The organism is Micromonospora sp. WMMA1947 (assembly GCF_027497355.1).
GTDB lineage: Bacteria > Actinomycetota > Actinomycetes > Mycobacteriales > Micromonosporaceae > Micromonospora.
The window spans coordinates 3,043,381-3,067,526 of record NZ_CP114909.1 but is presented as its reverse complement, the minus strand read 5'-3'; the positions used below and the strand labels follow the sequence as shown (position 1 = coordinate 3,067,526).

General features: G+C 73.4%; 21 protein-coding genes. 3 read left to right on the top strand and 18 right to left on the bottom strand.

The genetic code is table 11. The annotated features are described in order from the left end of the window. Window positions 1-74: 74 nt before the first annotated feature. From O7604_RS14720 to glyA, 7 genes are all read right to left on the bottom strand, one after another. A complete protein-coding gene (locus O7604_RS14720; RefSeq protein WP_281579884.1) occupies window positions 75-896 on the bottom strand; it encodes a F0F1 ATP synthase subunit delta in 822 nt (273 codons plus the stop codon). After that, a complete protein-coding gene (locus O7604_RS14715) occupies window positions 896-1,423 on the bottom strand; it encodes a F0F1 ATP synthase subunit B (protein WP_030504731.1) in 528 nt (175 codons plus the stop codon). Before O7604_RS14715 ends, O7604_RS14720 begins: the two co-directional genes overlap by 1 nt. Before the next feature lie 29 nt (window positions 1,424-1,452). After that, window positions 1,453-1,677, bottom strand: a complete 225-nt coding sequence (gene atpE / locus O7604_RS14710) for an ATP synthase F0 subunit C (RefSeq protein WP_018789141.1) — start codon at window positions 1,675-1,677, stop codon at window positions 1,453-1,455. 93 nt (window positions 1,678-1,770) lie between these two features. After that, window positions 1,771-2,550 carry a F0F1 ATP synthase subunit A gene (gene atpB, locus O7604_RS14705; protein ID WP_030504732.1) on the bottom strand — a complete coding sequence of 260 codons (780 nt, stop codon included), beginning with the start codon at window positions 2,548-2,550 and terminating at the stop codon, window positions 1,771-1,773. Between the two features lie 42 nt (window positions 2,551-2,592). Next, entirely contained in the window at window positions 2,593-2,814 is a 222-nt protein-coding gene (locus tag O7604_RS14700) for a hypothetical protein (protein WP_269704359.1), read from the bottom strand. Between the two features lie 159 nt (window positions 2,815-2,973). Then, a complete protein-coding gene (locus tag O7604_RS14695; RefSeq protein ID WP_281579883.1) occupies window positions 2,974-3,411 on the bottom strand; it encodes a hypothetical protein in 438 nt (145 codons plus the stop codon). Beyond that, on the bottom strand, window positions 3,408-4,694 hold the full coding sequence (gene glyA / locus O7604_RS14690) for a serine hydroxymethyltransferase (protein WP_281579882.1): 1,287 nt from the start codon (window positions 4,692-4,694) through the stop codon (window positions 3,408-3,410). Before glyA ends, O7604_RS14695 begins: the two co-directional genes overlap by 4 nt. 35 nt (window positions 4,695-4,729) lie before the next feature. Between glyA and O7604_RS14685 the strand changes: the two genes are divergently transcribed. Further along, complete coding sequence (locus O7604_RS14685; RefSeq protein ID WP_281579881.1) at window positions 4,730-6,196, top strand: SDR family oxidoreductase; 1,467 nt, start codon at window positions 4,730-4,732, stop codon at window positions 6,194-6,196. Here O7604_RS14685 and O7604_RS14680 read toward each other — a convergent pair. Further along, window positions 6,193-6,975, bottom strand: a complete 783-nt coding sequence (locus O7604_RS14680) for an SDR family oxidoreductase (RefSeq protein WP_269704355.1) — start codon at window positions 6,973-6,975, stop codon at window positions 6,193-6,195. The two genes, O7604_RS14685 and O7604_RS14680, sit on opposite strands and share 4 nt — an antisense overlap. Window positions 6,976-7,083: 108 nt before the next feature. Between O7604_RS14680 and O7604_RS14675 the strand changes: the two genes are divergently transcribed. Continuing rightward, window positions 7,084-7,710: a TetR/AcrR family transcriptional regulator gene (locus O7604_RS14675; protein WP_269704353.1), complete on the top strand. Its 627-nt coding sequence runs from the start codon at window positions 7,084-7,086 to the stop codon at window positions 7,708-7,710. Between the two features lie 3 nt (window positions 7,711-7,713). Here O7604_RS14675 and O7604_RS14670 read toward each other — a convergent pair whose 3' ends face one another. From O7604_RS14670 to prmC, 4 genes are all read right to left on the bottom strand, one after another. Continuing rightward, window positions 7,714-9,822, bottom strand: a complete 2,109-nt coding sequence (locus tag O7604_RS14670) for a transglycosylase domain-containing protein (protein WP_281579880.1) — start codon at window positions 9,820-9,822, stop codon at window positions 7,714-7,716. Window positions 9,823-9,938: 116 nt separating this feature from the next. Next, a complete protein-coding gene (locus O7604_RS14665; protein ID WP_269704351.1) occupies window positions 9,939-10,550 on the bottom strand; it encodes a phosphotyrosine protein phosphatase in 612 nt (203 codons plus the stop codon). Next, window positions 10,551-11,195: an L-threonylcarbamoyladenylate synthase gene (locus O7604_RS14660; protein WP_116511660.1), complete on the bottom strand. Its 645-nt coding sequence runs from the start codon at window positions 11,193-11,195 to the stop codon at window positions 10,551-10,553. Continuing rightward, window positions 11,195-12,142 carry a peptide chain release factor N(5)-glutamine methyltransferase gene (gene prmC, locus O7604_RS14655; protein ID WP_281579879.1) on the bottom strand — a complete coding sequence of 316 codons (948 nt, stop codon included), beginning with the start codon at window positions 12,140-12,142 and terminating at the stop codon, window positions 11,195-11,197. The genes O7604_RS14660 and prmC overlap by 1 nt, the downstream gene beginning before the upstream one ends. A gap of 73 nt (window positions 12,143-12,215) precedes the next feature. On the opposite strand from prmC, the gene O7604_RS14650 reads away from it, so the two are divergent. Continuing rightward, window positions 12,216-13,769 (top strand): GGDEF domain-containing protein, encoded by a 1,554-nt coding sequence (locus O7604_RS14650; protein WP_269704349.1) that lies wholly within the window; start codon window positions 12,216-12,218, stop codon window positions 13,767-13,769. Window positions 13,770-13,836: 67 nt separating this feature from the next. On the opposite strand, the gene prfA is transcribed toward O7604_RS14650, so the two are convergent. The 6 genes from prfA to O7604_RS14620 all read right to left on the bottom strand — a co-directional run bounded on the left by prfA (window position 13,837) and on the right by O7604_RS14620 (window position 24,144). Beyond that, a complete protein-coding gene (prfA, locus tag O7604_RS14645; RefSeq protein ID WP_194800575.1) occupies window positions 13,837-14,925 on the bottom strand; it encodes a peptide chain release factor 1 in 1,089 nt (362 codons plus the stop codon). 88 nt (window positions 14,926-15,013) lie between these two features. Beyond that, a complete protein-coding gene (gene rpmE / locus O7604_RS14640) occupies window positions 15,014-15,238 on the bottom strand; it encodes a 50S ribosomal protein L31 (RefSeq protein ID WP_013288272.1) in 225 nt (74 codons plus the stop codon). 678 nt (window positions 15,239-15,916) lie between these two features. Continuing rightward, the gene (locus tag O7604_RS14635) at window positions 15,917-19,366 is read right to left on the bottom strand and encodes a phosphodiester glycosidase family protein (protein WP_281579878.1); all 3,450 of its coding nucleotides are present in this window, start codon (window positions 19,364-19,366) and stop codon (window positions 15,917-15,919) included. Window positions 19,367-19,510: 144 nt separating this feature from the next. After that, on the bottom strand, window positions 19,511-21,595 hold the full coding sequence (gene rho, locus O7604_RS14630; protein ID WP_281579877.1) for a transcription termination factor Rho: 2,085 nt from the start codon (window positions 21,593-21,595) through the stop codon (window positions 19,511-19,513). Window positions 21,596-21,932: 337 nt separating this feature from the next. Beyond that, window positions 21,933-22,835, bottom strand: coding sequence for a homoserine kinase (thrB, locus tag O7604_RS14625; RefSeq protein ID WP_281579876.1), 903 nt, complete (start codon window positions 22,833-22,835; stop codon window positions 21,933-21,935). A gap of 64 nt (window positions 22,836-22,899) precedes the next feature. Next, complete coding sequence (locus O7604_RS14620) at window positions 22,900-24,144, bottom strand: MFS transporter (RefSeq protein WP_281579875.1); 1,245 nt, start codon at window positions 24,142-24,144, stop codon at window positions 22,900-22,902. Window positions 24,145-24,146: the final 2 nt, after the last annotated feature.

Sequence of the window (24,146 nt, the reverse complement as noted above, 5' to 3'; positions counted from 1 at the left end):
TAAGTATCTCAGGGCCCGGGATACCTAGTACCGGCCGGTCCGATGGCGTCGAATCAGGGCTGCTAAGACGCTGGTCAGCGCTTCGCGAGCGCGTTGCGGGTCTCGTTGAGGCGGCGCAGGACGGTGCCGTCGTACAGGTCGGAGCCGACCCGTACGCGTGCCCCCCCGAGCACGTCGGGGTCGACCGTCTGCTTGACGGACACCTCCCGACCGTACATCTCCGAGAGGCGGGCACCGAGGCGTCGTTCCTCCTCCTCGGTCAGCGGGGACGCCACGGTCACGTACGCGACCTGACGGTCCCGCCGGTCGGCGGCCAGCTCGACCAGCCGGGTGAGCGCACCGGTGAAGGAGCGTCCCCCGAAGCCGGCGAGCGCGGCCTCGACGAGGCTGACGGTGACCGGCTGGGCCTTGCCGGCGAGCAACTGCCGGGCCAGTTCGGCCCGCCGCTCGACCGAGGCCATCGGGTCGGAGAGCGCGTTCGACAGCTCGGCGGAACCACCGACGACCTGCCCGAAGCGGAACAGCTCGTCCTCCACCTCGCCCAGGTCTCCGGACAGGTCCGCGCTGGCGAGCAGCGCTTCCACGCCGAGGCGCTCGACGCCGTCGAGCAGCTCGGACGAGTTCGACCAGCGGCCGGACACCAGCGACGCGAGCAGGTCGAGCGCTTCCGCGCCGATCCGGCCGCGCAGCATGTCACCGAGCAGACCGGAGCGGTCCGACCCGGCCCGGGCCGGGTCGGAGAGCGCCCGGCGCAGCCGCGGCTCGCGCCGCAGCAGGTCGGCGACGGAGAGGATGTCGTCGGCGGTGGAGGCCACCGCCGACGGCTCCGCGCCGCGGACGTACGCGTCGAGGCGCTCGGCCCCGGCCCGGTACGACTCCCGGCTGGCGGCCTGCATCAGCGGGCCCCCGTGCTCTCGAGACCGCTCAGGAACCGGTCGACGGTGCCCTTGCGACGCGCCTCGTCGGCGAGCGACTCACCGACGATCTTGCTGGCCAGGTCCACCGCGATGGTGCCCACCTCGGTACGCAGCTCGCGCACGATGGTGGCCCGCTCGGCGGCGAGCTGCTCCTTGCCGGCGGCGATGATCCGGTCGGACTCCTCACGCGCCTTGGCGAGGATGTCCTGGCGGATGCCGTCGGCGTCGGCCCGCGCGTCGTCGCGGATCTTGGCGGCGTCGGTACGCGCCTCCGCGAGCTGGGCCCGGTACTGCTCGAGCAGCTTGTTCGCCTCGGCCTGGGCCGCCTCGGCGCGCTTGATGCCACCCTCGATCGCGTCGACCCGCGCCTGGTACATCGCCTCCATGCGGGGCATGACGAACTTCAGCAGGACGAAGACGAGCAGGGCGAAGGAGATCGTTCCGACGACCATCTCCTGCCAGATCGGCAAGATCGGATTGTGCGCGCCTTCGGCGGCGAGATACATGTCAGACCTCCGGATCGGGAGAGCTCGCGTCAGCTAACGGCGAAGGCGAGCACCAGGCCGAACAGCGCCAGCGCCTCGACCAGGGCGAAGCCCAGCACCAGCCAGGTGCGGTTGTAGCCGGCCGACTCGGGCTGGCGAGCGCTCGACTGGATGTAGGCCGCGAAGACCAGAGCCACACCGATACCGGGGCCGATGGCGGCGAGGCCGTAGCCGATGGTGTTGACGTTGCCACCGATCTCGGCAAGAACGTTCATTGCGGGTATTCCTCCTAGTTCACACGTGAGGGCTCACGTGTACGCGGTCGGTACCAGATGCTTGGCCGGGCCGGGTGCCCGCCGAGCCGGATCTCAGTGCTCGTCGGCCAGCGACGTGCCGATGTAGTTGGCGCTCAGCGTGACGAAGACGTATGCCTGCAGCACCGCAACCAGCGCCTCGAAGAAGGCCATCACGATCGCCATCGCGAAGGAGAAGACCGAGGTCGCCTGGACGAAGACGCTGCTCGACCCGAGCATCACGAAGCCGCCGACGGTGAAGACCAGCAGGAGCAGGTGGCCGGCGAACATGTTGGCGAAGAGCCGCAGTGCCAGGGTGACCGGCCGGACGACGAAGTTCTGCAGGAACTCGATCGGAATCAGCAGGAAGTGCATCGGCCACGGCACGCCGGGCAGGATGAGGCTCTGCTTGAGGTACTTGCCGAGGCCGTGCTTGCGGACGCCGACGTAGTTGTACATGACGTACGAGATGGCGGCGAGCACGATCGGGAACGCGATGTGCGAGTTCGGCGAGATCTGCAGGCCGGGCACGATGCTGAAGATGTTGGTCAGCAGGATGAAGCTGAACAGCACGGTGAGGTAGGGCGCGAAGCGGATGCCCGCGTTGCCCATCTGCTCACGGGCGATGTTGTCCCGGACCAGCCCGTAGACCGCCTCGGCGGCCCACTGGCCCTTGCCCGGCACCAGCTTCGGCTTCCGGTACGCGGCCACGAAGAAGATGATCAGCAGCGCGACGGCGATCCAGATCATGATGCTGAACTTGGTGACCCAGGGGCCGGCCACGTTCGGCGGGTAGAAATCCCCGACGCTGGGGGGCCAGGGAAGGTCCTGGGCGACGACCAGCTGTCCGCTCACCGTGTCATCCTCCGCACTCAACAGACCCGCGTGTGCCGGAACTCAGGCACTGAGCCTCTTCATGATCAGGTAGATCGCCCCGGCCGCGCCGAGCATCATGCCGACGGCGACCCCGATGCCGGCTGGCAGACCGAAGAAGCGTTCCGCCAACCAGCCGAGGCCACCCCACACCAGAATGCCGGCGAGCAGGTAACCCACGACGGCGCCTGCCACACCCTCCGACGAGTGCTCGTCGGACTTGTGGGAGTGGGGGTCATCGGCCATGACGTGGCGAACAATATCAGCAGGGGCGCGCGGGGATGTGCGGCACCCCCCACACTGCGGGCAGCGTGCGGGCCGTACTGCGGGCGCGTCAACCTGGCGCCACGTTACTCCTGTCGCGCCCGTCAGGGCACCCGCCGTACCGGACACGATTCCGCAAAGTCACTCGATGTCGTCGCGACGCTCGAATGTGGGCAGCGGTGATCTCATCGCCCAGGTCAGGTGGGCGCCGGTCCACGCCACCACGGCCGCGATGATCGCCACGCCCATGTCCGGCAGACCGGGCCAGCCGGTGGCCGCCACGGCGGCCATCACCACGCCCAGGATCACGATCTTGGTGGCGTAGGTGACCAGCCCGACCGACATGATCATCCGTGGGTGGATGGCGTCCGCCCAGGCCACCGAGAGGCTGGAGATCAGGTAGCTGACGATCACCAGCGCCACCCCGGCCGCGAAGCCGGCCGCCCCGGTCGGGCCGCGCAGCAGCGCCGCCGCCGGCACCCCTGCCACCGCGAGGGCCGCGCACGCCAGCAACGGTAGGCGCAGGTGGTTCAGCCGGGACCGGATCGCGCCGGGCTCACCCGCCCGTGGCGCCGTCATCGGGGGTACGCCGGGAAGGCGGCGACCAGCTCGGTGACCTCGCGGGCCACCTCGGCAAGCGCGTCGGCGCCACCGGGAGCGGCCGGATCGGTGCGGACCGCGCGCCCGATCAGCCCCGCGATCCGGCGCATCTCCCCCTCGCGCATGCCCTGGGTGGTCACGCTCGGCGTACCCACGCGGATGCCGGAGGCCACCATCGGCGGCTGCGGGTCGTACGGGATCGCGTTCTTGTTCAGCGTGATGCCGGCGGCGTCGCAGCGGGCCTCGGCCTCGGCGCCGGTCACGCCGGTCTCCCGCAGGTCGAGCAGGGCCAGGTGGGTGTCGGTGCCGCCGGAGACCGGCGGCAGCCCCTCCGCGGCCAGCCCGTCGGCGAGCGCTCGGGCGTTGGCGACCACCTGGGCGGCGTACGTGCGGAACTCCGGCTGCGCGGCCTCGCGCAGCGCGACCGCCTTGGCCGCGACGGCGTGCATCAGCGGGCCGCCCTGGGTGAACGGGAAGACCGCCTTGTCGATCCGGGCCGCCAGCGGCTCCCGGCAGAGGATCATGCCGCCGCGCGGGCCGCGCAGCACCTTGTGGGTGGTCGCGGTGACCACGTCGGCGTACGGCACCGGGGACGGGATCGCGCCGCCGGCCACCAGGCCGATGAAGTGGGCGGCGTCCACCATCAGGTACGCGTCGACCTCGTCGGCGATCTCCCGGAAGCGGGCGAAGTCGATCAAGCGCGGGTACGCGGTCGCACCGCAGATGATCATCTTCGGCCGGTTCGCGCGGGCCAGGTCGCGTACCTCGTCGTAGTCGATCGTCCCGGTGTCCCGCCGGACGGTATAGCCGACCGGGTGGAACCACTTGCCGGAGAAGTTCACCCGGCTGCCGTGGGTCAGGTGCCCGCCGTGCGGCAGGTCCATGGCCAGCACCGTGTCACCCGGCTGCACCAGGGCGGCGTACGCGGCCAGGTTGGCGCTCGCCCCGGAGTGCGGCTGGACGTTCGCGTGCTCGGCGCCGAACAGGTCCTTCGCCCGGGAGACGGCCAGCTCCTCGGCCCGGTCCACCTCGGCGCAGCCGCCGTAGTAGCGCCGGCCCGGGTAGCCCTCGGCGTACTTGTTGGTGAGCGTGGAACCCAGCGCGGCCAGCACCGCGGGCGAGGTCAGGTTCTCGCTGGCGATCAACTGCAGGCCGCCGCGCAGCCGGTCCAGCTCACCCAGCACCACCTCGGCGATCTCCGGGTCGACGGCACTGAGCTGCTGGAAGTCCGGCCCCCAGAAGGTATCCCTCGCGTTCTCCACAGCGAAGGAGTCTACGGAGCCGCACACTGGAGGCCGTGAGATGCCTCGTCACCGGTGCGACCGGCTACATCGGCGGACGCCTCGCGCCCCGTCTGCTGGCCGAGGGGCACACCGTACGCTGCCTGGCCCGTACCGCCCGGCGGCTGCGGGACGTGCCGTGGGCGGCCGACGCGGAGGTCGTCGAGGGCGACCTGCGCCGGCCGGAGACGCTGCCGGCCGTGTTCGAGGGCATCGAGGTGGCGTACTACCTGGTCCACTCGCTGGGCCAGCGCGGGTTCGAGGCGGCCGACCGGGAGGCGGCGACGAACTTCGCCGAGGCGGCGCGCGCCGCGGGCGTACGCCGGATCGTGTATCTCGGCGGGCCGGAGCCGGCGGAGCGCGACGGCCTGCCCTCGACGCACCTGCGCTCCCGGGCGGAGGTCGCGCGGATCCTGCTGGACAGCGGCGTGCCCACAGCGGTGCTGCGCGCCGCCGTGATCATCGGGTCCGGCTCGGCCTCGTTCGAGATGCTGCGCTACCTGACCGAGCGGCTCCCGGCGATGGTCACCCCGCGCTGGGTGCGCAACCGGATCCAGCCGATCGCGGTCCGGGACGTGCTGCGCTACCTGGTCGGCTGCGCGCACCTGCCGGCGGACGTGAACCGGGCCTTCGACATCGGCGGCCCGGACGTGCTGACCTTCACCGAGATGATGCAGCGCTACGCCCGGGTGGCCGGGCTGCGGCCCCGGGTCATCCTGCCGGTCCGCCCGCTCACCCCGTCGCTCTCCTCGCACTGGGTCGGCCTGATCACGCCGGTGCCGAACGCGATCGCCCGGCCGCTGGTGGAGAGCCTGGTGCACGAGGCGGTGGCGCACGAGCACGACATCGCCGCGCACGTGCCGGACCCGCCGGACGGGCTGACCGGCTTCGACCAGGCGGTCGCGCTGGCGCTGTCGAAGGTGCGCGACGCGCAGGTGGAGACGCGCTGGTCGAACGCGAGCGGGCCGGACGCGCCCGCCGAGCCGCTGCCGTCGGACCCGCGCTGGTCCGGCGGCACCGCGTACACGGATCTGCGGGAGCGGGCGGTGGACGCGCCACCGGCGGCGCTGTGGCGGGTCATCGAGGGCGTCGGCGGCGAGAACGGCTGGTACTCGTTCCCGCTCGCCTGGTCGGTGCGCGGCTGGATGGATCGCCTGATCGGCGGCGTCGGGCTACGGCGGGGCCGGCGCGACCCGCACCGGCTGCAGGTCGGTGAGGCGCTGGACTTCTGGCGGGTCGAGGAGATCATCCCGGGTGAGCTGCTGCGGCTGCGCGCGGAGATGCGGCTGCCCGGGCGGGCCTGGCTGGAGATGCGCGCCGAGCCGGACGGCGACGGGCGCAGCAGATACGTCCAGCGTGCCGTGTTCCTCCCGCGCGGCCTGCCCGGCCACCTCTACTGGGCCTCGGTGGCCCCGTTCCACGCTGTCGTCTTCGGCGGCATGGCCCGCAACATCGCCCGGGGCGCCGAACACCCGGCCGGTTAGGCCGGAGAGCCGCTGGGCAGTGCGGGGCCGAGGAGCAGCCCGCCGTCGATGACGTACTCGGCGCCGGTGATGAAGGCCGCCTCCGGCGACACGAGGAACATCAGCAGCGCGGTGATGTCGGCGGGCTGCCCGAGTCGCGGGACGGCGAACGGCTCGGGCGAGTAGAAGTCGGCGATCGGGGCGTCGCTGCCGGCCGCCGGCTCGGTGATGAACGGAGTCTCGACCACGCCGGGGTGGATCGCGTTGACGCGGATGTTGTCGCGGCCCAGTTCGAGGGCGGCGGTCCGGGTGAGCCCTCGAACGGCCCACTTGCCGGCGACGTAGGGCGCGTAGAAGGCGGTACCACCCAAGCCCATGGTGGAGCCGATGTTGACGATCGTTCCTCCCCCCGCGCGCCGCAGCGCCGGGGCGGCCGCCTTGATGCCGAGGAACGTGCCGGTGAGGTTGACGTCGAGGATGCGAGCCCACGTGGCCCGGTCGGTGGACTCGATCAGGGCCGGCGGGTTCTGCACCCCGGCGTTGTTGACCAGGGTCGTGAGCGCACCGAATGCCGTCTCGGTCTCCGCGACGGCGGCGGCCCACGACTCCTCCCGGGAGACGTCCAGGCGGACGAATCGTGCCCGGGGTCCCAGTTCGGCGGCGAGGTCGGCGCCACGTTCGGCGTCGATGGCACCGATGACGACGTTGGCGCCTTCGGCGTGCAGGGCGCGGACGTGGCTGGCCCCCTGCCCACCGGTGCCGCCGGTGACGAGAACGGTCTGCTGGGCGAAGCGGGACATCGGATCCTCCGGAAGGGTGGGACGGGTGGTGAGTCGATTGACTCACCATTCCGAAGTTACGCCGCCGCGAGTGGTGAGTCAACCCACTCACCTCGCTATGATTGCCGCATGACCCCAGCGCCGTCGGCCTATCACCAGCGCGTGGCGGAGGAGAAGCGCGCGCTGATCGTGCAGGCCGCCACCGAGCTCTTCCTGGAGTTGGGCTACGACCGGGCGTCACTGGCGCGTGTCGCCGCCGACGCCGGCGTGTCGAAGGCGACGCTGTTCAAGCAGTTCCCGACGAAGGCGGCACTGTTCGACGCCATCGTCATCAACTCGTGGGCCCGCCACGACGTCGCCGACGTGCCGCCCGCCGGTGACCTGACGGCCGGCTTGACGGTTCTCGGGCGGCACTACGCGACGCTGTTGAGCCGGCCGGAGATGACCGACCTGTTCCGCATCGTGATCGCCGAACTGCCCCGCTTTCCCGAACTGGCCAGAGCGCATTTCGCGCAGGGCAAACTGCCGTACTTCGAGTCCGTCCGGACCTACCTCGTGGCCGAGCACGAGGCGGGAGGCGCGGACATCGCCGACCCGGAGCTGGCCGCCACGCATTTCCTCGGGATGATCTCCAACTACCTGCTCTGGCCGCGCCTGGTCCTTCCGGACTGGACGGTCACCCCGGACCGCACGACAGCGGTCGTCGACGAAGCCGTCCGAACCATGGTCGCGCGGTACGGCAGGTCGACGAGCTGACGCTCAGTTGCCGGTGCGCGGGCTGGTGTGCTGGAAGGCCACCGCCTGGCCCGGGGGCACGAAGTCGCGTACCGGCTCGTCGCGCAGCGACCACGCCAGGATGCGGCCCACGGCGGCGATCTGCCGTTTCTGCACGCCGCCGCCGACCGCGTCCCGGGGGTCGTCCGGGTTCGCCGCGATCGTCGCCACCGACAGCTGCGGGGTGAACGCGACCACCGTCTCGGTGGCGTTCCGCTCCGAGCTGCCGGTCTTGCCCGCCACCGGCCGGCGCAGACCCGGGGCCAGCTCCTCGGCGGTGCCGCCGTCGCAGCGCCGGTACATCGACTGGTCGCCGACCGGGCAGCGGCTGGCGTCCGCCGCCGCGCGGGCGACCTCGGTGTCGAGCACCTGGCGGCAGTCGGTGTTGCCGGCGGCCACCGTCCGGCCGGCCGGGTCGGTGATCGAGGTGACCGGCGTGGGCCGGCACCAGGTGCCCTCGGCGGCCACCGCGGCGTACGCGCCGGCCAGGTCCAGCGGCGTGGTGGCGGAGACCCCGAGCGTGAACGGTCCCCAGCTCTTGGCGCCCTCCCGCGCCATCCGGGCGTCCGCCGGGGCCCGGAACACGATGCCCAGCCGCTGCGCCATCTCGACCACCCGGTCCGCGCCGACGCGCTCGGTCAGCCATGCGAAGTACGTGTTCACCGACCGGCCGAACGCGTCCCACATGTCCCGGTCGCCGTCCATCCAGTAGGTGTTGGCGTTCTCCGGGCACCACCGGCCGCCGCAGCTCGCCGGGCCGGCGCCGACCGGGTACTGCGTCACGTAGACGCGCGGCGCGTCGAACTCGGTGTCCAGTGGCAGCCCGGACTCCAGCGCGGCCAGCAGCGCGAACAGCTTGAACGTCGAGCCCGCCTGGTAGCCGGTGATGCCGCCACCGCCGGCCACCAGCTGGTTGACGGTGTTCGGGAAGTTCTGCTGCCCGGCCGGGTTGGCGGCCGTGCCGTAGGTGCGGTTCACCGCCATCGCCAGCACCCGGCCGGTGCCCGGCTGCACCACCGCCGTCGGCGCGGCCCGCGCGATCGTCTCCGGGTAGATGTCCCGCACCTGCTCGCTCGCCTTGGCCTGCACGTCCGGGTCGAGCGAGGACACGATCTTCCAGCCGCCCCGGCGCAGCGTCCGCTGCCGCTCGTCCACGTTCTCGCCGAACGCCGGCTGGGCGTTCCACCACTGGGTGAACCAGTCGCAGAAGAAACCCCAGTCGTTGTGGTCGGCGGGCACCGCCGCGCAGTCGTTCGGCGTGGTGTTGGGCTTGAGGGCCAGCTCCGTCGCCTTCGCCGCCTCGGCGTCGGCCGCGTTCACCCGGCCGGTCTCCACCATCCGGTCCAGCACGTACGCCCGGCGTTGCACCGCCGCGTCGGCGTCGCCGTTGATCGGGTCGTCGGCCGGGGACCGGACCAGCCCGGCGAGCAACGCGGCCTGGGCCAGCGTGAGCCGGTCCGGTGTGGTGGAGAAGTAGCGCTTGCTGGCGGCGGCGATGCCGTACGCCCCGGCGCCGAAGTACGCGATGTTCAGGTAGCGCCCGAGGATCTCGTCCTTGCCGACCTGCCGTTCCAGCGTCAGCGCGTACCGCATCTCACGGATCTTGCGCCCGACGGTGATCTCGGTGGCGGCGGCGCGCTGCTCCTCGGTCAGCCGGGGGTCACCGGCGAGCGCGTTGCGCACGTACTGCATGGTCAGCGTGGAGGCGCCCTGGCGGGTGCCCTCCCGGCGGTTGGCGGTGAACGCCCGCGCCACGCCGCGCACGTCGACGCCGTGGTGCTCGTAGAAGCGCACGTCCTCGGCGGCCACGATGGCGTCGCGCATCACCGGCGCCACCTCGGCGACCGGCACGTCCACCCGGTCCTCGACGTAGAACGAGGTGATCAGCGTCCGCCCGTCGTTGGCGTACAGGTTGGAGCGCTGCGCCGGCTGCGGCGTCTTGAGCGCCTCCGGCAGCGCGGTGTACGGCATCAGGTTCTTCACGCCCAGCCCGAAGACCAGCGCGGCCGGCAGCGCGGCGGCGGCCAGGGCCAGTCCGGCGAGCACGCCGGCGAGCACAACGGTGAACAGCTTGTCGAGATAGGCCCGGTTCATCAGCTCTCCCCGCAGGAGCCGGCCGTACGGACCCGTTCAGAATGACCGGATTGGCCGCTTTCGCCGCCATCTTCCGCGAAATGCGCAGGAAGTTCGCGAGGAAGGATGAACCGCGATCAGGGGAGCAGGACGGCAGCCAGCGGCTGCACCGTCTCCTCGATCTCGTCGGCGACCCGGCTGAAGCACTGGTCGCCCCGCCCCCACGGGTCGTCCAGATCGTCCGTGGGCAGCGCGGAGGCGTTCTGCCGGGCCGCGTCGGCGGCCGCCACCAGGGCGACGCCGCGCGCGTACACGGCGTCCGGCGTCGGCTCCGCCGGCGGCAGGGCGGACCGGTCCAGCCCGCCGAGCAGGCGGCCGAACTCACCCAGCACGAACGTGCGCGCGGCGGCGTCCGGCCGCAGCGCCACCACGTACTCCTGCTGGTCGGCGGTCGCGGTGAGCACCAGGTCGGCGGCGTCGATCAGGTCGGAGCGCAGCCGGCGGGCGGCGAACCCCTCGGTGTCACCGCCGCGCGAGATCACCTGCCGGGCGGCGGGCGGGTTCATCTCCTCCCCCGCGTGCCAGCCGCCGGTGCCGGCGCTGTGGCTGTGCACGAGCGCGTCCGACCCGGCCGGGTCGACGTCGAGGCGGGCCAGCCGCTCCCGGACCGCGAGCAGCAGCAGCCGCTCGGCCATCGGCGACCGGCAGATGTTGCCCATGCAGACGTGCAGAACGGTGAAGGGCGGCACTCAGACCCCCCGCTCGTCGAGGATGTCCGGCACGACCTCGCGCAGCTTCGCCAGCGTCACCGCGCCCTCGCGCAGCACCCGCGGCACCTCGCCGGTCAGGTCGACGATGGTGCTCGGCACCGGGTCCACCGCCGGCCCGGCCTCCAGGTAGGCCCGGACGCCGTAGCCGAGCTGGTCGCGCGCCTCCTCGGCGGTGAGCGCGGCGGGCTGACCGACCTTGTTGGCCGAGGCGACGGCCATCGGGCCGGTCTCCCGCAGCACCTCCAGCGCGACCGGGTGCAGCGGCATCCGCACCGCCACCGTGCCGCTGCTGTCGCCCAGGTCCCACGCCAGGCTCGGCGAGTGCTCCACCACGATGGTCAGCGCACCGGGCCAGAACGCCTCGACCAGGTCGCGAGCCGCGCCGGGCAGCGAGAAGACCAGGCCGTCGAGCGTGTGCCGGGAACCGATGAGCACCGGCGGCGCCTGCCGGGCGCCACCCTTGGTGTCCGCCAGGGCCTTCACCGCGTACGGGGTGAAGGCGTCCGCCCCGATGCCGTAGACCGTGTCGGTCGGCAGGACGACGAGTTCCCCGTTCTTGACCGCCTCGATGGCAGCGGCGATGCCGCGGTCCCGGTCGGCGGGCGACCGACAGTCGTAGAGCATCACGAGGAGTCAGTCTGCCACGCCGGGGCCGGGTCGGCGTGGGTGCCGTCCGCCCGCCGGGACGCGCTCGCCCAGCGGGGCCGCCCGGCGAGGTCCCGGTGCTCCTCGACCCGGTCGTAGCGGCCGTCGCCGCGCAGCAGCCCGGGCACCGCCGCCGCATGGGTGTCGTCGTGCTCGATGCCGATCGCACCACCCGGGCGCAGCAGCACGGCGGCCCGGCCGATCACCGGCCGGATCACGTCGAGTCCGTCCGCGCCGCCGAACACCGCCTCATCCGGGTCGTGCCCGGCCACCTCCGGCGGCACCGTCACCGACCTCGGCACGTACGGCGGGTTGCACAGCAGCACGTCGACCCGCCCGGCCAGGTCGGCCAGCAGCTCCGGATCGGTCACGTCGGCGGCCACCACCTCGACCGGCCGGTCCCCGGCGTCGGCCCGGCCGGCCGCGTTGCGCCGCAGCCACGCCAGCGCCGCCGGGGACCGCTCCACCGCGACCACCCGGGCCGCGGGCACCTCCTGCGCCACCGCCAGGGCGATCGCGCCCGACCCGCTGCACAGGTCGACCACGAGCGGCGCGGCGTGCTCCCTCGCCCGCTCGATCCCCCAGCCGGCCAGCAGCTCCGTCTCCGGCCGGGGCACGAACACGCCCGGCCCGACGGCCAGCTCCAGGTGCCGGAATCCGGCCGAGCCGATCAGGTGCTGCAACGGCTCCCGGGTCACCCGCCGGCCGACGAGCGCGTCCAGGCGGTCACGCTGCGCCGGGGTGAAGCCGTCGGCGAGCGCCAGGCGGCCCCGCGGCACCTGGAGGACGTACGCGGCGAGCTGCTCGGCCTCGGCGCGGGGCGCCTCGACGCCCGCCGCCGCGAGCGCGCGCGCCACCCGGTTGATCACCAGCGAGGGGCGTTCGCGTTCTGTCCCTTCGGACGGGTGTTGCGGGAGTGCGGTCACGCAATAATCATGAGGCGTCGCGGCTCACCTCACGAGCGGGTGCGTCCGGGCGCACACCGCAGGGAGGTCGCGAGTGGGCTGGCTCGACCAGGTCGAGGACCAGGTTGACGCTCTCCGCCGCGCTCGGTCCCTCCAGGAGGCCAGCCGGTCCGCGGAGGCGTGCGCCCTGCTCGACCGCGTCATCCGCACCACCGACGACCCGTACGCCCGCGCCGACGCGCTCGTGCAACGCCTGTCCGCGCTGATCAACCTCGGCCGGACCGCCGAGTTCACCAGGGCCGTCGAGGACGCCTCCGCCGCCGTCCGCGACCTGGCCGAGCCCTACCTGCACGGGCACCTCAACGCGCTGGCCGCGCTCGCCGCCCACCACCAGGGCGCGCTGGACCGCTGCGTGATGCACCTGGTCCGGGCCGCCCGCGCGCTCGGCGCCGACGACGACCCCGACCGGGACACCGCCTGGGGCTGGCACGACCTGGCGATGGCGTACTCGTACCTGAGCTTCCACGGTCACGCGCTGGGCGCGATCGAGCGCGCCCGCGAGGTCGGGCTCAGCGTCGGCATCCCCGAGGAGACGTTCGCCGCGCCCGGCATCCGGCTGCGCAACGCGGTGGCGCTCGACCACAACGGCGACAGCGACGGCTGCCTGCGGGTGCTGCGCGACGTCGCCGGTGACCTGGCCCGGTTCCTGCGCGGCGGGCGCGCCGGCAACCTGCGCCCGAGCAGCCTGGCCGCGTACGGCTACGCCGCCGCCCGCCGGGCCGCGCTCGGCGACCGGGTGGAGTCCGCCGGAGACGCCGACCCGAACCGGCTGCTCGGCCACGGCGGTGACAGCGCCCGTGCCCGCGACCTGCGCCAGCTCGGCCAGGTCTGCCTGGCGGTGGCCGCCGGGCGCCCGATCGAGGCGGTCACCCGGCTGGACTCGCTGCGCGTCTCCGACGAGACGCTCGGCGCCGCCGAGCCGCCCCGGCTGCGCAGCGTCGCGCTGGCCCGGGCCGGTGACCACGCGGGCGCGCACCGGGCCGACCGGCACGCGTTCCGGCTGGCGGCACGGCGCAGCGACCGGCTGCGGGACGTCTACATCGACGGCATCGCCGCCCGGATCGACCACGAGGAGATGCGCCGCGAGGCCGCCCGGTACGAGGGCGAGGCACTCACCGACCCGCTCACCGGCCTGCCGAACCGGCGCCGGCTGGAGCGCTACCTGGGCGCAGTGGTGTCCCGGGGCGAACGGGTCGTGATCGGCGTCTGCGACCTCGACGGGTTCAAGGCGGTGAACACCCGCCACGGCCACCACTCCGGCGACCTGGTGCTGCAACGGGTGGCCGGCGTGATCAACCGGGTGATGCGACGAGGTGACTTCGTGGCCCGCTACGGCGGCGACGAGTTCGTCGTGGTGCTGCCCGACACCGGCATGCCGGAGGCGGTCGAGGTGGCCCGCCGGATCGAGGCGGCCGTCCGCACCGAGGACTGGGAGTCCCTGGTCCCCGGCACGCCGGTCGGGGTGACGATCGGCTTCGCCGAGGTCGACGGCAGCACCACGGTGAGCGTCCGGGAGGCGCTCGGCACCGCGTTCGAGCTGGCCGACCGGGAGATGCTGCGGGCCAAGGCGCGGTTGCGGGCGAGCTGAGCGGTAAGGAAGGGCCCCCTGTTAACGCCTCCGGTAGAGGAAGGGCCCCCGCTTAACACCCCGGCGGTCAGCGGCGGGACAGCTCCGTCTCGCCGGCCAGCCGGGCCGCGCGGTCCGCCTCGGTCAGCGCGTCGAGCACCCCGTCCAGCTCGCCGGCCAGGGCCAGGTCCAGGTTGTACGCCGTGTAGCCGATGCGGTGGTCGGTGATTCGGTTCTGCGGGAAGTTGTAGGTGCGGATCCGCTCGGACCGGTCCACGGTGCGGACCTGCGCCTTGCGGGCGTCCGAGGCCGCCGCGTCCGCCTGCTCCTGGGCGGCGGCGAGCAGCCGGGCGCGCAGGATGCGCATGGCCTGCTCCCGGTTCTGCAGCTGCGACTTCTCGTTCTGGCAGGAGACCACGATGCCGGTCGGTACGTGGGTGATCCGGACCGCCGAGTCGGTGGTGTTCACCGACTGCCCACCGGGGCCGGACGAGCGGAACACGTCGATACGCAGCTCGTTCGGGTCGATGGTGACGTCGACGTCCTCCGCCTCGGGCAGCACCAGCACACCGGCGGCGCTGGTGTGGATGCGGCCCTGCGACTCGGTGACCGGGACGCGCTGCACCCGGTGCACGCCGCCCTCCCACTTGAGCCGGGACCAGACGCCGTTGCCGCCCTCCGGTACGCCCTTGCTCTTGATCGCCAGCGAGACGTCCTTGACGCCGCCCAGGTCGGAGTCCTGCGCGTCGATCACCTCGGTGGCCCAGCCGTGCCGCTCGGCGTACCTGGTGTACATCCGCAGCAGGTCACCGGCGAACAGTGCGGACTCCTCGCCGCCCTCGCCGGCCTTGATCTCGACGATCACGTCCTTGGCGTCGTGCGGATCGCGCGGGATGAGCAGTTCCGCGAGCCGCTCCTCCAGCGCCGGCAGCGAGGCCGCGATGGCGTCCGCCTCGGCGCCGAACGTCGGGTCCTCGGCAGCCAGCTCACGGGCCGCTGCCAGGTCGGCGCGGGCCTGCTCCAGCTCACCGGCGGCCTTGTGCAGCGGGACCAGCTCGGCGTACCGACGGCCGACCCGCCGGGCGGTGCCCTGGTCGGCGTGGATGGCCGGGTCGGCCAGCCGCCGCTCCAGCTCGGCGTACTCGTCGAGGAGGGCGGCCAGGCGCTCACTGCTCATGCTGCGGATGCTCCTTGGGGATGGAACCGGCACAAACGGACGAACGCCCGTGCCCGGCAGGAGCCGGACACGGGCGTCGTCGACGGAGCTACTTGGCCTTCTTGGCCTGAACCTTGGCGTACTTCTGCTGGAACTTCGCGACCCGGCCGGCGGTGTCCAGCACGCGCTGCTTACCGGTGTAGAACGGGTGGCAGGCGCTGCAGGTCTCGACGCTGATGGCGCCGCCCTTGGCGGTGCTGCGGGTCGTGAAGGTGTTGCCGCAGGAGCAGCGGACCTCGGTGGTCACGTACTCCGGGTGGATGTTGGGCTTCATGTCGCCTCGGTCCTTTCGTCGGTGGTCGCCGGGTCGCCGTCGGTGCGCCCCGTCGTCACGACGGGCTCGGGCGTGAACCGGAACCGGTGGCCGATTGACCAGTCTGCCACGGGTGTCTTCCACCCGGCACAGGAGGTCCGCCACCCCCAACGCCGGCCCGCTCCTCCGCATTCCCACAGCCACCCCACCCACTCCTCCCGCCCACCCCCGCCTTCGGCCCTCGCTCCCGGCCCCAGCCCCCACCTAGGCCCTGGGGCTGGCCCTGGCGACGCTGGGCTGGCCCTGGCGCTGGGGCTAGAGCTGGCTCGGCTCACGCTCGGCTCGGCCGGCCTCCGGGCCCGGGCCCGGGCCGCGGCTCCGGCTCCGGCTCCGGCTCCGGCTCCGGCTCCGGCTCCGGCTCCGGCTCTGGCTCCGGCTCCGGCTCCGGCGATCATGAGGTTGGCGGCACTTTCTGCCCGCTTTGTCCCGGGCTAACTTCATGGTCAATCAGACTGGGCGTAGGGCGCGCGCAGATTCGTGGGCGAGTGGAACGCAGTGGGTGCCATCGGGCCGTTTTGACACCCATGGCGCTCCACTCGGGCGGGGAGCCGGGCTGAGGCGGACGGGCCTGCTGACGCGAACGAGCCAGCTGAGGTGGGCCGGGGCTCCTCCCCCAGGATGAGGAGCCCCGGTCCCGGATCAGGCCGCCGGAGCGAGGACCGCCGCGGCCGTGGTCACCGTCGCCTCGGCCTTGACGCCGTTCACGGTCACCGTGAGCAGGATCTGCGCGCCGGGGCGCAACGCGGTGAGCTTGCCCGTGGCCGGGTCGAACCAGGCGGCGTGCCACGGACGTACCCCCGTGGCGCCCCCGACGTGCAGGTTTGGCGAACCGGCCCAGTCGGCGCTGACCGGCACGGCCACCGGCACCTGCCGGCCGCCGGGCTGCGTGAGGGTGGCCGTGACGTCCACCGGCGCTCCCCGGCGCACCTGCGCGGGCGCGGCCAGCGCGAGCCGGTCGGTGTGCGCGTGCATCTCCGCGCTCACCCACGTCGGCCCTTCGGCCAGCGGGTCGCGGCGGGCCCGCTCGGCCTCCCCCGGCGTCACCGGGTCCACCCCGAACTCGGTCCAGCCGGTGAACCCGCCGAGCGCCGCCGGGGTGGACGGGCCCTTGCCCGAGTTGCCGTTGATCACGTACGGCACGCCGTCCACCCGGTCGGCGTGGAACGTGCCGACGTGGCCGTTCACCATCAGGGCGCCCTTGCCGGTGCGGTGCTGGAAGTCGGCCAGCCACTGCTCGACCAGTGCCGCCTCCTTGCGATCGCCGAGCTGGCTGGCCTTGGCCGGGCTCGGGTCGCGCGGCGGGTGGTGGAAGAACACCGCCACCGAGCCGACCGAGCGGTCGGCGGCCGCCTGGTCGAGCGTCCGGCGCAGCAGCTCCACCTGGTCGAACCCGCCGCCGCGCAACGACCCGGTGGCGGTGCTGAGCGTGAGGAACCGGGTGCCCCGGTGGTCGAAGACGCGCGAGGTGTCCCCGAAGACGCTCCGGAAGTTGTCGATCGGGGCGCCCATGATCTCGTGGTTACCCGGCACGTAGTGGTACGGCACCTCGCCGCCCAGTTCCTCGTCCAGGAGGCGCTTGGCCAGCGCGAAGTCCGCCGGGTAGGCGGTGTCCACGAAGTCGCCGTTGATGATCAGGAAGTCCGGCCGGGCGGCGCGGACCTCGCGCAGCGTACGGCGGGCCTGGGCGACCAGGTCGCTGTCCGGGTCGGCGGCGACGAACTGGGCGTCGGAGAGCACCGCGAAGCGCCACGGCGCGCCGTCCACCGTGCCGTCGCGCAGCACCACCCGGTCGGTGCGGTTCGGCTCCGGCGGCGCCTGCACGTCCGGCGGTACCCGGGCCACCAGGTCGTCGATCACCACCTCGCTGCGGTACTGCTTCGCCGGGTCGGTCTCGGCCACGTAGAACCGGCGCACCCGCACCGGGTACTGCACCCCCGGCGGTACGGCGAACTCGACGTACTTCCAGCCGGTCCAGTCCAGGTACGGGCCGCGCAGCACGAACTGGGTGTCCTGCGCGTCGTGCAGGTGCAGGCTGGGCCACTCGCCGGTGCCGTTCGCCTTGATCCACATGCCGAACGCCTGCGGCTGGCCCGGTACGTCGATCCAGGCGGGCGGGTCGGCGTACGCGGCCCGGGTGCCGGTGGACTGGCTGAAGTCGTACGACATCCGCAGCCCGCCGCCGGTGTGCCCCTCGGCCGGTGCGACCGCCCCGGCGGCGCGGGCCTGGCTGAACTTCCAGGACGCGGCGTCGTCGAACCCGGCCACCGGCACGTCGGTGAGCCCGACGGTCACCGGCAGGACCGTGCTCCGGTTGCCGACCCGCGCGGTGATCAGCGCCGAGCCGGTCGCGGCGAGCGCCGTGACGGCCAGGTTGCCGTCGGCGGTGGGGGTGACCGAGAGCAGGTCGCTGTCGTACTCCAACGTCAGGTCGGCCGGCTCGATCGGCGCGGTGTTGCCCTCGGCGTCGTAGCCGATGACGCCGAACAGGCCGCTGTCACCGGCCCGGTCCAGGCCGACCCGGTCGACGGTGCCGTCGATGCGCTGCAGCGGGCCGAGCACCGTCAGCTCGATCGTGCCCCGGGCCCGGCCGCGCGCGGCGGTGACGGTGCTGCGACCGGGGACGGCGGCCCGGAACACGCCGTCGCCGTCCACCCGGCCGTGGGTGGCGTGCCAGCGCGGATCGCCCGCGGCCGGGCCGTACGTCTCGTCGTATCCGGCGGCGGTGAGCCGGCGGGTGAGGCCCGGGAAGACCCGGTCCGGCCGGCCGCCGCGCACGGGTGCGACACCGGGTGCGGCGGTCGGGTCGCTGGCGGTCTCGAGCCAGTAGCCGGTGAGCCGGCCGCTGCCCTTCGGGGCGTAGACGGCCAGCCCGTTCGGCACCGGCCGCTCGCTGCCGTCGGACGGGCTGTTCTCCACCTGGACCGTGGCCGCGCCCGGCTCCCGGGCGAGCAGCGTGGAGGAGCCGCCGCCGTCGAGGTTGAGCGCGTTCGCGGCGCCCAGCTCGGCCATCATGCGGCCCATCTCGGTCTGGGTGACGCCCCGGCTGTCCACCTGCCGCCCGTCCACCGTCAGCATGATCATCTTGCGGCCGTCGGCGGAGAAGCCGACGGCGGTACGCGGGGCCAGCGACGCGTCGGCGATGCTCTGCACCACGCCGTCGCGGACCAGCACGTTGCCGCCGCCCACGGCGGCGCGCAAGTCACCGCCGTCGGAGGCCCGCGGCCGCCAGGTCAGGTCCACCGCGTCGCCGGGACGCAGCGCGGCGAGCGCGTCGGCGCCGGTCTCGCGACCGAGCAGCACGGTGCTGCCGGCCGGGATCGGCCCCTCGCCCGCCGTGGTGGCGACGCTCGCCACCCGGCCGCCGGTCACCGTCACCTCGACCGTCCGGGCCGCGCCCTCCACCGCCCGCGTGCGGGTGTACGACCCCCAGAGCGGCGTGAACACGCCCACGCCGTCGCGCTGCACCAGGTTGTTGAACTGGGTGAGCGGCACCGGCCCGGCGGGCAGCGTCGCGGTGCCCTCGAAGCCGACCTCGACGACCCGCCCGATGCCCTGGGCGCTGATGCCGACCGCGTTGGGGTGCCCGGCGACGGGCGACTGCACCAGTTCGCCGGAGCGGATGCCGACGCCCTGGGCGGCACCGGAGTTGTTGATGTCGAAGAAGTCGCCGTTCACCGCCGCGACGGCACGGGAGCGGTCCACCGCGGCGCGCAGCGGCTCGTCCTTGGTGACCTCACCGGAGTTCACGTAGTCGACAGTGAGCCCGCCGGCCAGGTCGGCGGTGAGGGCGTCGGCGCGCAGCCAGCCGGCCGCGTCGTACCTGTCGAAGGAGGTCAGGTCGAGGCCGGGCGCGACCGGCCGGGTGGTCTTGGCGGTCTCCAGGCCGCCGGCCGGTTCCACACCGGCCAGCGCGACGGCCGAGTCGGGACGGGACGAGGCGCGTGGCGCGTCCTCGGCGGCGGTGGCGCCCGGCGGCGCGACGGCCGGTGGCGCGGCAGTGGCGGCGGACGGCGCCGGCGCGGTGAGTGTCAGCAACGGCGTCAGCAGCAGGACGCCGGCGAGGCGGGCGGGTCGACTGCGGGTTCGCATGGACGACAGTCAACCCGACGATGAACAGAAGTTTCAATACCTAGCGGCTGAACCGTAGAAAAACTTCACGATGGACGGTGCCACGGACGCGACGAGGGGCACGGCCGCGTTCGGCCGTGCCCCTCGCTCGTCGGATCCGTCAGGTCACTCGCCCGGCGTGGACTTCGCGATCTGCATCAGGAACTCGATGTTGGTGCGGGACTGCTTGAGCCGGTCCAGCAGGAGGTCGAGCGCCGCCTGCGAGTCCAGCGAATGCAGCACCTTGCGGAGCTTGTGGATGATCGCCAGCTCCTCCGGCGCGAGCAGGACCTCCTCCTTGCGGGTGCCGGAGGGGTTGATGTCGATCGCCGGGAAGACCCGCTTGTCGGCGATCTTCCGGTCCAGCTTCAGCTCGGCGTTACCCGTGCCCTTGAACTCCTCGAAGATGACCGTGTCCGCCATGGAACCGGTCTCCACCAGCGCGGTGGCGAGAATGGTCAGCGAGCCGCCGTTCTCGATGTTGCGCGCCGCGCCGAGGAAGCGCTTGGGCGGGTAGAGCGCGGTGGAGTCGATACCACCCGACATGATCCGGCCGCTGGCCGGCGCCGCCAGGTTGTACGACCGCCCGAGCCGGGTCACCGAGTCGAGCAGCACGACCACGTCGTGGCCCAGCTCGACCAGGCGCTTCGCCCGCTCGATCGCCAGCTCCGCGACAGTGGTGTGGTCCTGCGGCGGACGGTCGAACGTGGCCGCGATGACCTCGCCCTTCACCGATCGCTGCATGTCGGTGACCTCTTCGGGCCGCTCGTCGACCAGCACCACCATCAGGTGGCACTCCGGGTTGTTGCGGGTGATCGCGTTCGCGATCGCCTGCAGCACCATCGTCTTGCCGGCCTTCGGCGGCGACACGATGAGCGCCCGCTGGCCCTTGCCGATCGGCATGACCAGGTCGATCACCCGGGTGGTGAGGATGTGCGGCTCGGTCTCCAGCCGCAGGCGCTCCTGCGGGTAGAGCGGCGTGAGCTTGTAGAACTCCGGCCGGCGCTTCGCCTCGTCCGGCTCCATCCCGTTGATGGTGTCCAGCCGGACCAGCGGGTTGTACTTGTCGCGCCGCTGCTCGCCGTCCCGCGCGGCCCGCACGGCGCCGGTGATCGCGTCACCGCGGCGCAGGCCGTACTTCTTGATCTGGGACATCGAGACGTACACGTCGTTCGGACCGGCCAGGTAGCCGGTGGTCCGGACGAAGGCGTAGTTGTCGAGCACGTCGATGATGCCGGCGACCGGGACGAGCACGTCGTCCTCGCCGACCTGCGGCTCGCGGCCGCCACCGCTGTCGCCCTCGCCCCGCTCGCCACGGCCGCGACGGCGGTCCCGGAACCGGCTGCGCCGGCCCCGCCGGCCGCCGCCCTCGCCGTCGTCGTCGCCGTCGTTGTCCCGCTCGGCGCGCTGACCACGGTCGTTGCGGTCACCCCGGTCGTTGCGGTCACCTCGGTCGTTGCGGTCGCCGCTCCGGTCACCGCGCTCGTTGCGGTCGTTGCGCTCGGCGCGCTCGCCCCGCTCGTTGCGGTCGCCACGCTCGGCCCGCTCGCCACGCTCGGCACGGTCACCACGGTCGTTGCGCTCACCGCGCTCGGCCCGCTCGCCGCCACGGTCGGCCCGCTCGCCGCCGCGCTCGCCACGGTCGGCCCGCTCGGTCCGCTCACGGCCCCGGCCCTCGGTGCGCTCGCCGCGCTCGGCCCGGTCACCGCCACGCTCGGCCCGCTCGCCGGTCTCGGCGGGCGCCGCCTCGACGCGCGCCGACTCGGCCGGCCGCGCCTCGGCCGCCGGCGCCTCGGCCGGTCGCGCCTCGGTGGTCGCGGCGGCGGCCCGGGTGCGGCGACCACGGGTACGGCCCTCGGTCGCCTCCGCGGCCGGCGCCTGCTCGGCGGGGCGCGCCTCGGCCCGCTCCTCACGGACCTCCGCGTGCACCTCCTCACGGGCGGGAGCAGCAGCGGCCGCTACCTCGGCTCGCGGTCGAGGGGTTCCGGCCGCGGCGCCGCCCTGCTGCCGCTCGGTGATGGCACTGATCAGCTCGCCCTTGCGCATGCGAGCGGTACCAGAGATGCCGAGCGACGCGGCCAGGCTCTGGAGCTCCGGCAGCAGCATCGCCGACAGACCGGTGCCGCTCCGCCGGCGGCGCGTGGGGGCGGCGGTGGTGGCATCGCCAGCGACGTTGGAAACATCCGACGTCACGTCGGTGGTGTCGCTCAATGGATTCCTTCCCTCGATAGGCCGGGACTGCCCGGAGTCGTGGAACCAGGTGGCCGGGCGGCCTCGGTGCACCCGCCTCGCATGGACGCGTCGCGGGAGTCTGTGACACAGCAGCCGGTGGTTTCCCGACTCACCACCATCGGTGAGCAGGTCTCGCCGTCTGCGGCGACCTGTGGAAACTGCGGTGCGGCGTGGGCCTTGAGCAGGGGTGACGGGCTACCGCCGAGAGCTTCGGGGGTGCGCCGAACCGCAGGAAGATCGCATGCTTCGCGGCTGTGCTAGGTCTAGAGCGTAATCGCCTCGTCCGACCTGCGGCAACAGGGCCCCGCTCGGCGTGTCAAAGTCTACCCCGGATGACCCGGGCACCGCTGACATCTATCGGCAACTCCCACCGGCGCCAATCTGTTCCCACCTCGAATTCCGCCGGGACCTCGGAGAGCGCCAGCACCGTCGGACCCGCCCCACTTACCACAGCCGCCACACCCACCTCGCGCAGCGCACCGACCAGCCCCGCCGTGGCCGGCATCCCCGGGGCCCGCTGGTCCTGGTGCAGTCGGTCGACGGTGGCGGGCAGCAGCAGCGCGGGATCGGCGGTCAGCGCGTGCACCAGCAGGGCCGCCCGGCCCGCGTTGAGCGCCGCGTCGGCGTGCGGCACGGTGGCCGGCAGCGCCGCCCGGGCCACCGAGGTCAGGCCTCGCTCGGCGGGCACGAAGACGGTCGGGCGCACGGCCGGCGCCACCGGCAGCGAGACCGCCCGCGCGCCGCCCGGCTCCGTCCAGGCGATGGTGAAGCCGCCGAGCAGACAGGGCGCGACGTTGTCCGGATGCCCCTCCAGCTCGGCTGCCAGGCGCAGCGCGGCGTCGTCGTCCATCCGCCGGTCGCCGCCTGCAACCAGCGCGCGGGCCGCCAGCACCCCGGCCACGATCGCCGCCGACGACGAGCCGAGCCCGCGGGCCTGCGGGATGCGGTTGACGCACTCCAGCGCCAGGCCGGTCGGCTGCGCGCCGAGCGCGTCGAAGGTGGCCCGCATGGCGGTGACGATCAGGTGCCGCTCGTCCGACGGCAGCTCCCCGGCGCCCTCGCCGGTGACCGACACCCGTACGCCGCCGTCCGTCACCTCGGCCGTGACGTCGTCGTGGCGGCCCAGGGCCAGCCCGAGCGCGTCGAAGCCGGGACCCAGGTTGGCGCTGGTCGCGGGCACCCGGACCCGCACCGGGCCGGGGGTGAAAGTGGTCGGCACCGGCTCATGCTAGGACGTTGCACCGACAGCCCGGCCGGACCGCCCGGTGCGTGGGACCGGCGTGTCAGCCGGTGCGCTCCGGGGTCGGCGTGTCGACCGGGTCGGTGAGCGAGAGCCGGCGGGTGGCGAACCGCCAGCCGATCGCGTACACGACGGTGACCAGGCCGCAGCCGGCCAGCACGGTGCGCTCGTCCACCCGGTCCACCACGAGCGCCACCACCAGCTGGCTCACCGCGATGGCGAGCGTCGCCAGCATCATGTCGGTGGCGAAGACCCGGCCGCGGAGGCGGTCCGGCACCTCGCCCTGCAGGGCGTAGTTGGACAGCACCCAGTTGCTGCCGCCGCCCAGGTGGGCCAGGAACACCAGGACCAGCACCAGCGGGAACCAGGTCACCATCGAGGCGCCCAGGTAGGCCAGGCCGTACGTCGACATGGACAGCGCCAGGCCGGTGAGCAGCCAGGCCCGGTTGCTGAGCACCCGGCGCATCATGATCGGGCCGACCAGGGCCCCGGCGCCGCGGGCGGCGAAGAGCAGTCCGGCGCCGACCGCGCCGACCCCGTACACGCCGGCCAGGAGCGGGAAGACGGTCAGCACACCGTTGCCCAGGCCGACCGCCGACTTGACCGTCACCAGCGCCAGCACGCGCGGGCGGTGGGCGATGTAGCGCAACGCCTCCCGGATCGCCGCCCAGGTGCGGGGCACCGGCGCCGCCGGGTCGCGCGGCGCCTGCAACGGGCGGCGGATCAGCGCGGCCAGGCCCGCGGCGGCGACCAGGCCGACGGCGGCCACCCAGAAGCTGGCGTACGGGCCGGCGACGGCGCTCAGGATGCCGCCGAGCGAGGCGCCGACCACGGTCATCGTGCCCCAGGCCGAGCCGGCGACCGCGTTGCCGGCGGCCAGGTCCTCCGGGTCCACCACGTTGGGCAGCGCGGCCTGGGCGGCCGGCGAGTAGAACGCCTTCGCCACCGCCACCACCGCGATCGCCGCCAGCGCCAGCCAGGCCGTACCGGCGCTGCGCACGCCAAGCAGCAGCAGTACCCCCGCGAGCGCGCCCACGTTGGCCACCATCATCACCGTGCGGCGGTCGAACCGGTCGGCGATCGTTCCGGCGTACGGCAGCAGCAACGCGGTCGTCCCGGTGTCCACCGCCAGCACCAGCGCGCCCCACACGCCGCTGCCGGTCAGGTCGGGCAGCAGCACCAGCAGCGGCACCATGACGAACCAGTCCGCGCCGAAGACCACCAGCTCGGCGAGGAACAGATGACGGAAGTCGCGGTTGCGGACCAGGACCGAGAGGGTGGGTGACACGC

What these genes read in the sequence shown, in the direction of transcription:
- O7604_RS14660 (WP_116511660.1), bottom strand. Translation starts at nt 11,195, where the DNA reads ATGCTCTACGACTGTCGGTCGCCCGCCGACCGGGACCGCGGCATCGCC.
- O7604_RS14680 (WP_269704355.1), bottom strand. Translation starts at nt 6,975, where the DNA reads ATGTCCCGCTTCGCCCAGCAGACCGTTCTCGTCACCGGCGGCACCGGT.
- O7604_RS14715 (WP_030504731.1), bottom strand. Translation starts at nt 1,423, where the DNA reads ATGTATCTCGCCGCCGAAGGCGCGCACAATCCGATCTTGCCGATCTGG.
- atpE (WP_018789141.1), bottom strand. Translation starts at nt 1,677, where the DNA reads ATGAACGTTCTTGCCGAGATCGGTGGCAACGTCAACACCATCGGCTAC.
- O7604_RS14700 (WP_269704359.1), bottom strand. Translation starts at nt 2,814, where the DNA reads ATGGCCGATGACCCCCACTCCCACAAGTCCGACGAGCACTCGTCGGAG.
- O7604_RS14675 (WP_269704353.1), top strand. Translation starts at nt 7,084, where the DNA reads ATGACCCCAGCGCCGTCGGCCTATCACCAGCGCGTGGCGGAGGAGAAG.
- O7604_RS14720 (WP_281579884.1), bottom strand. Translation starts at nt 896, where the DNA reads ATGCAGGCCGCCAGCCGGGAGTCGTACCGGGCCGGGGCCGAGCGCCTC.
- O7604_RS14635 (WP_281579878.1), bottom strand. Translation starts at nt 19,366, where the DNA reads ATGCGAACCCGCAGTCGACCCGCCCGCCTCGCCGGCGTCCTGCTGCTG.
- O7604_RS14670 (WP_281579880.1), bottom strand. Translation starts at nt 9,822, where the DNA reads ATGAACCGGGCCTATCTCGACAAGCTGTTCACCGTTGTGCTCGCCGGC.
- rpmE (WP_013288272.1), bottom strand. Translation starts at nt 15,238, where the DNA reads ATGAAGCCCAACATCCACCCGGAGTACGTGACCACCGAGGTCCGCTGC.
- O7604_RS14695 (WP_281579883.1), bottom strand. Translation starts at nt 3,411, where the DNA reads ATGACGGCGCCACGGGCGGGTGAGCCCGGCGCGATCCGGTCCCGGCTG.
- prfA (WP_194800575.1), bottom strand. Translation starts at nt 14,925, where the DNA reads ATGAGCAGTGAGCGCCTGGCCGCCCTCCTCGACGAGTACGCCGAGCTG.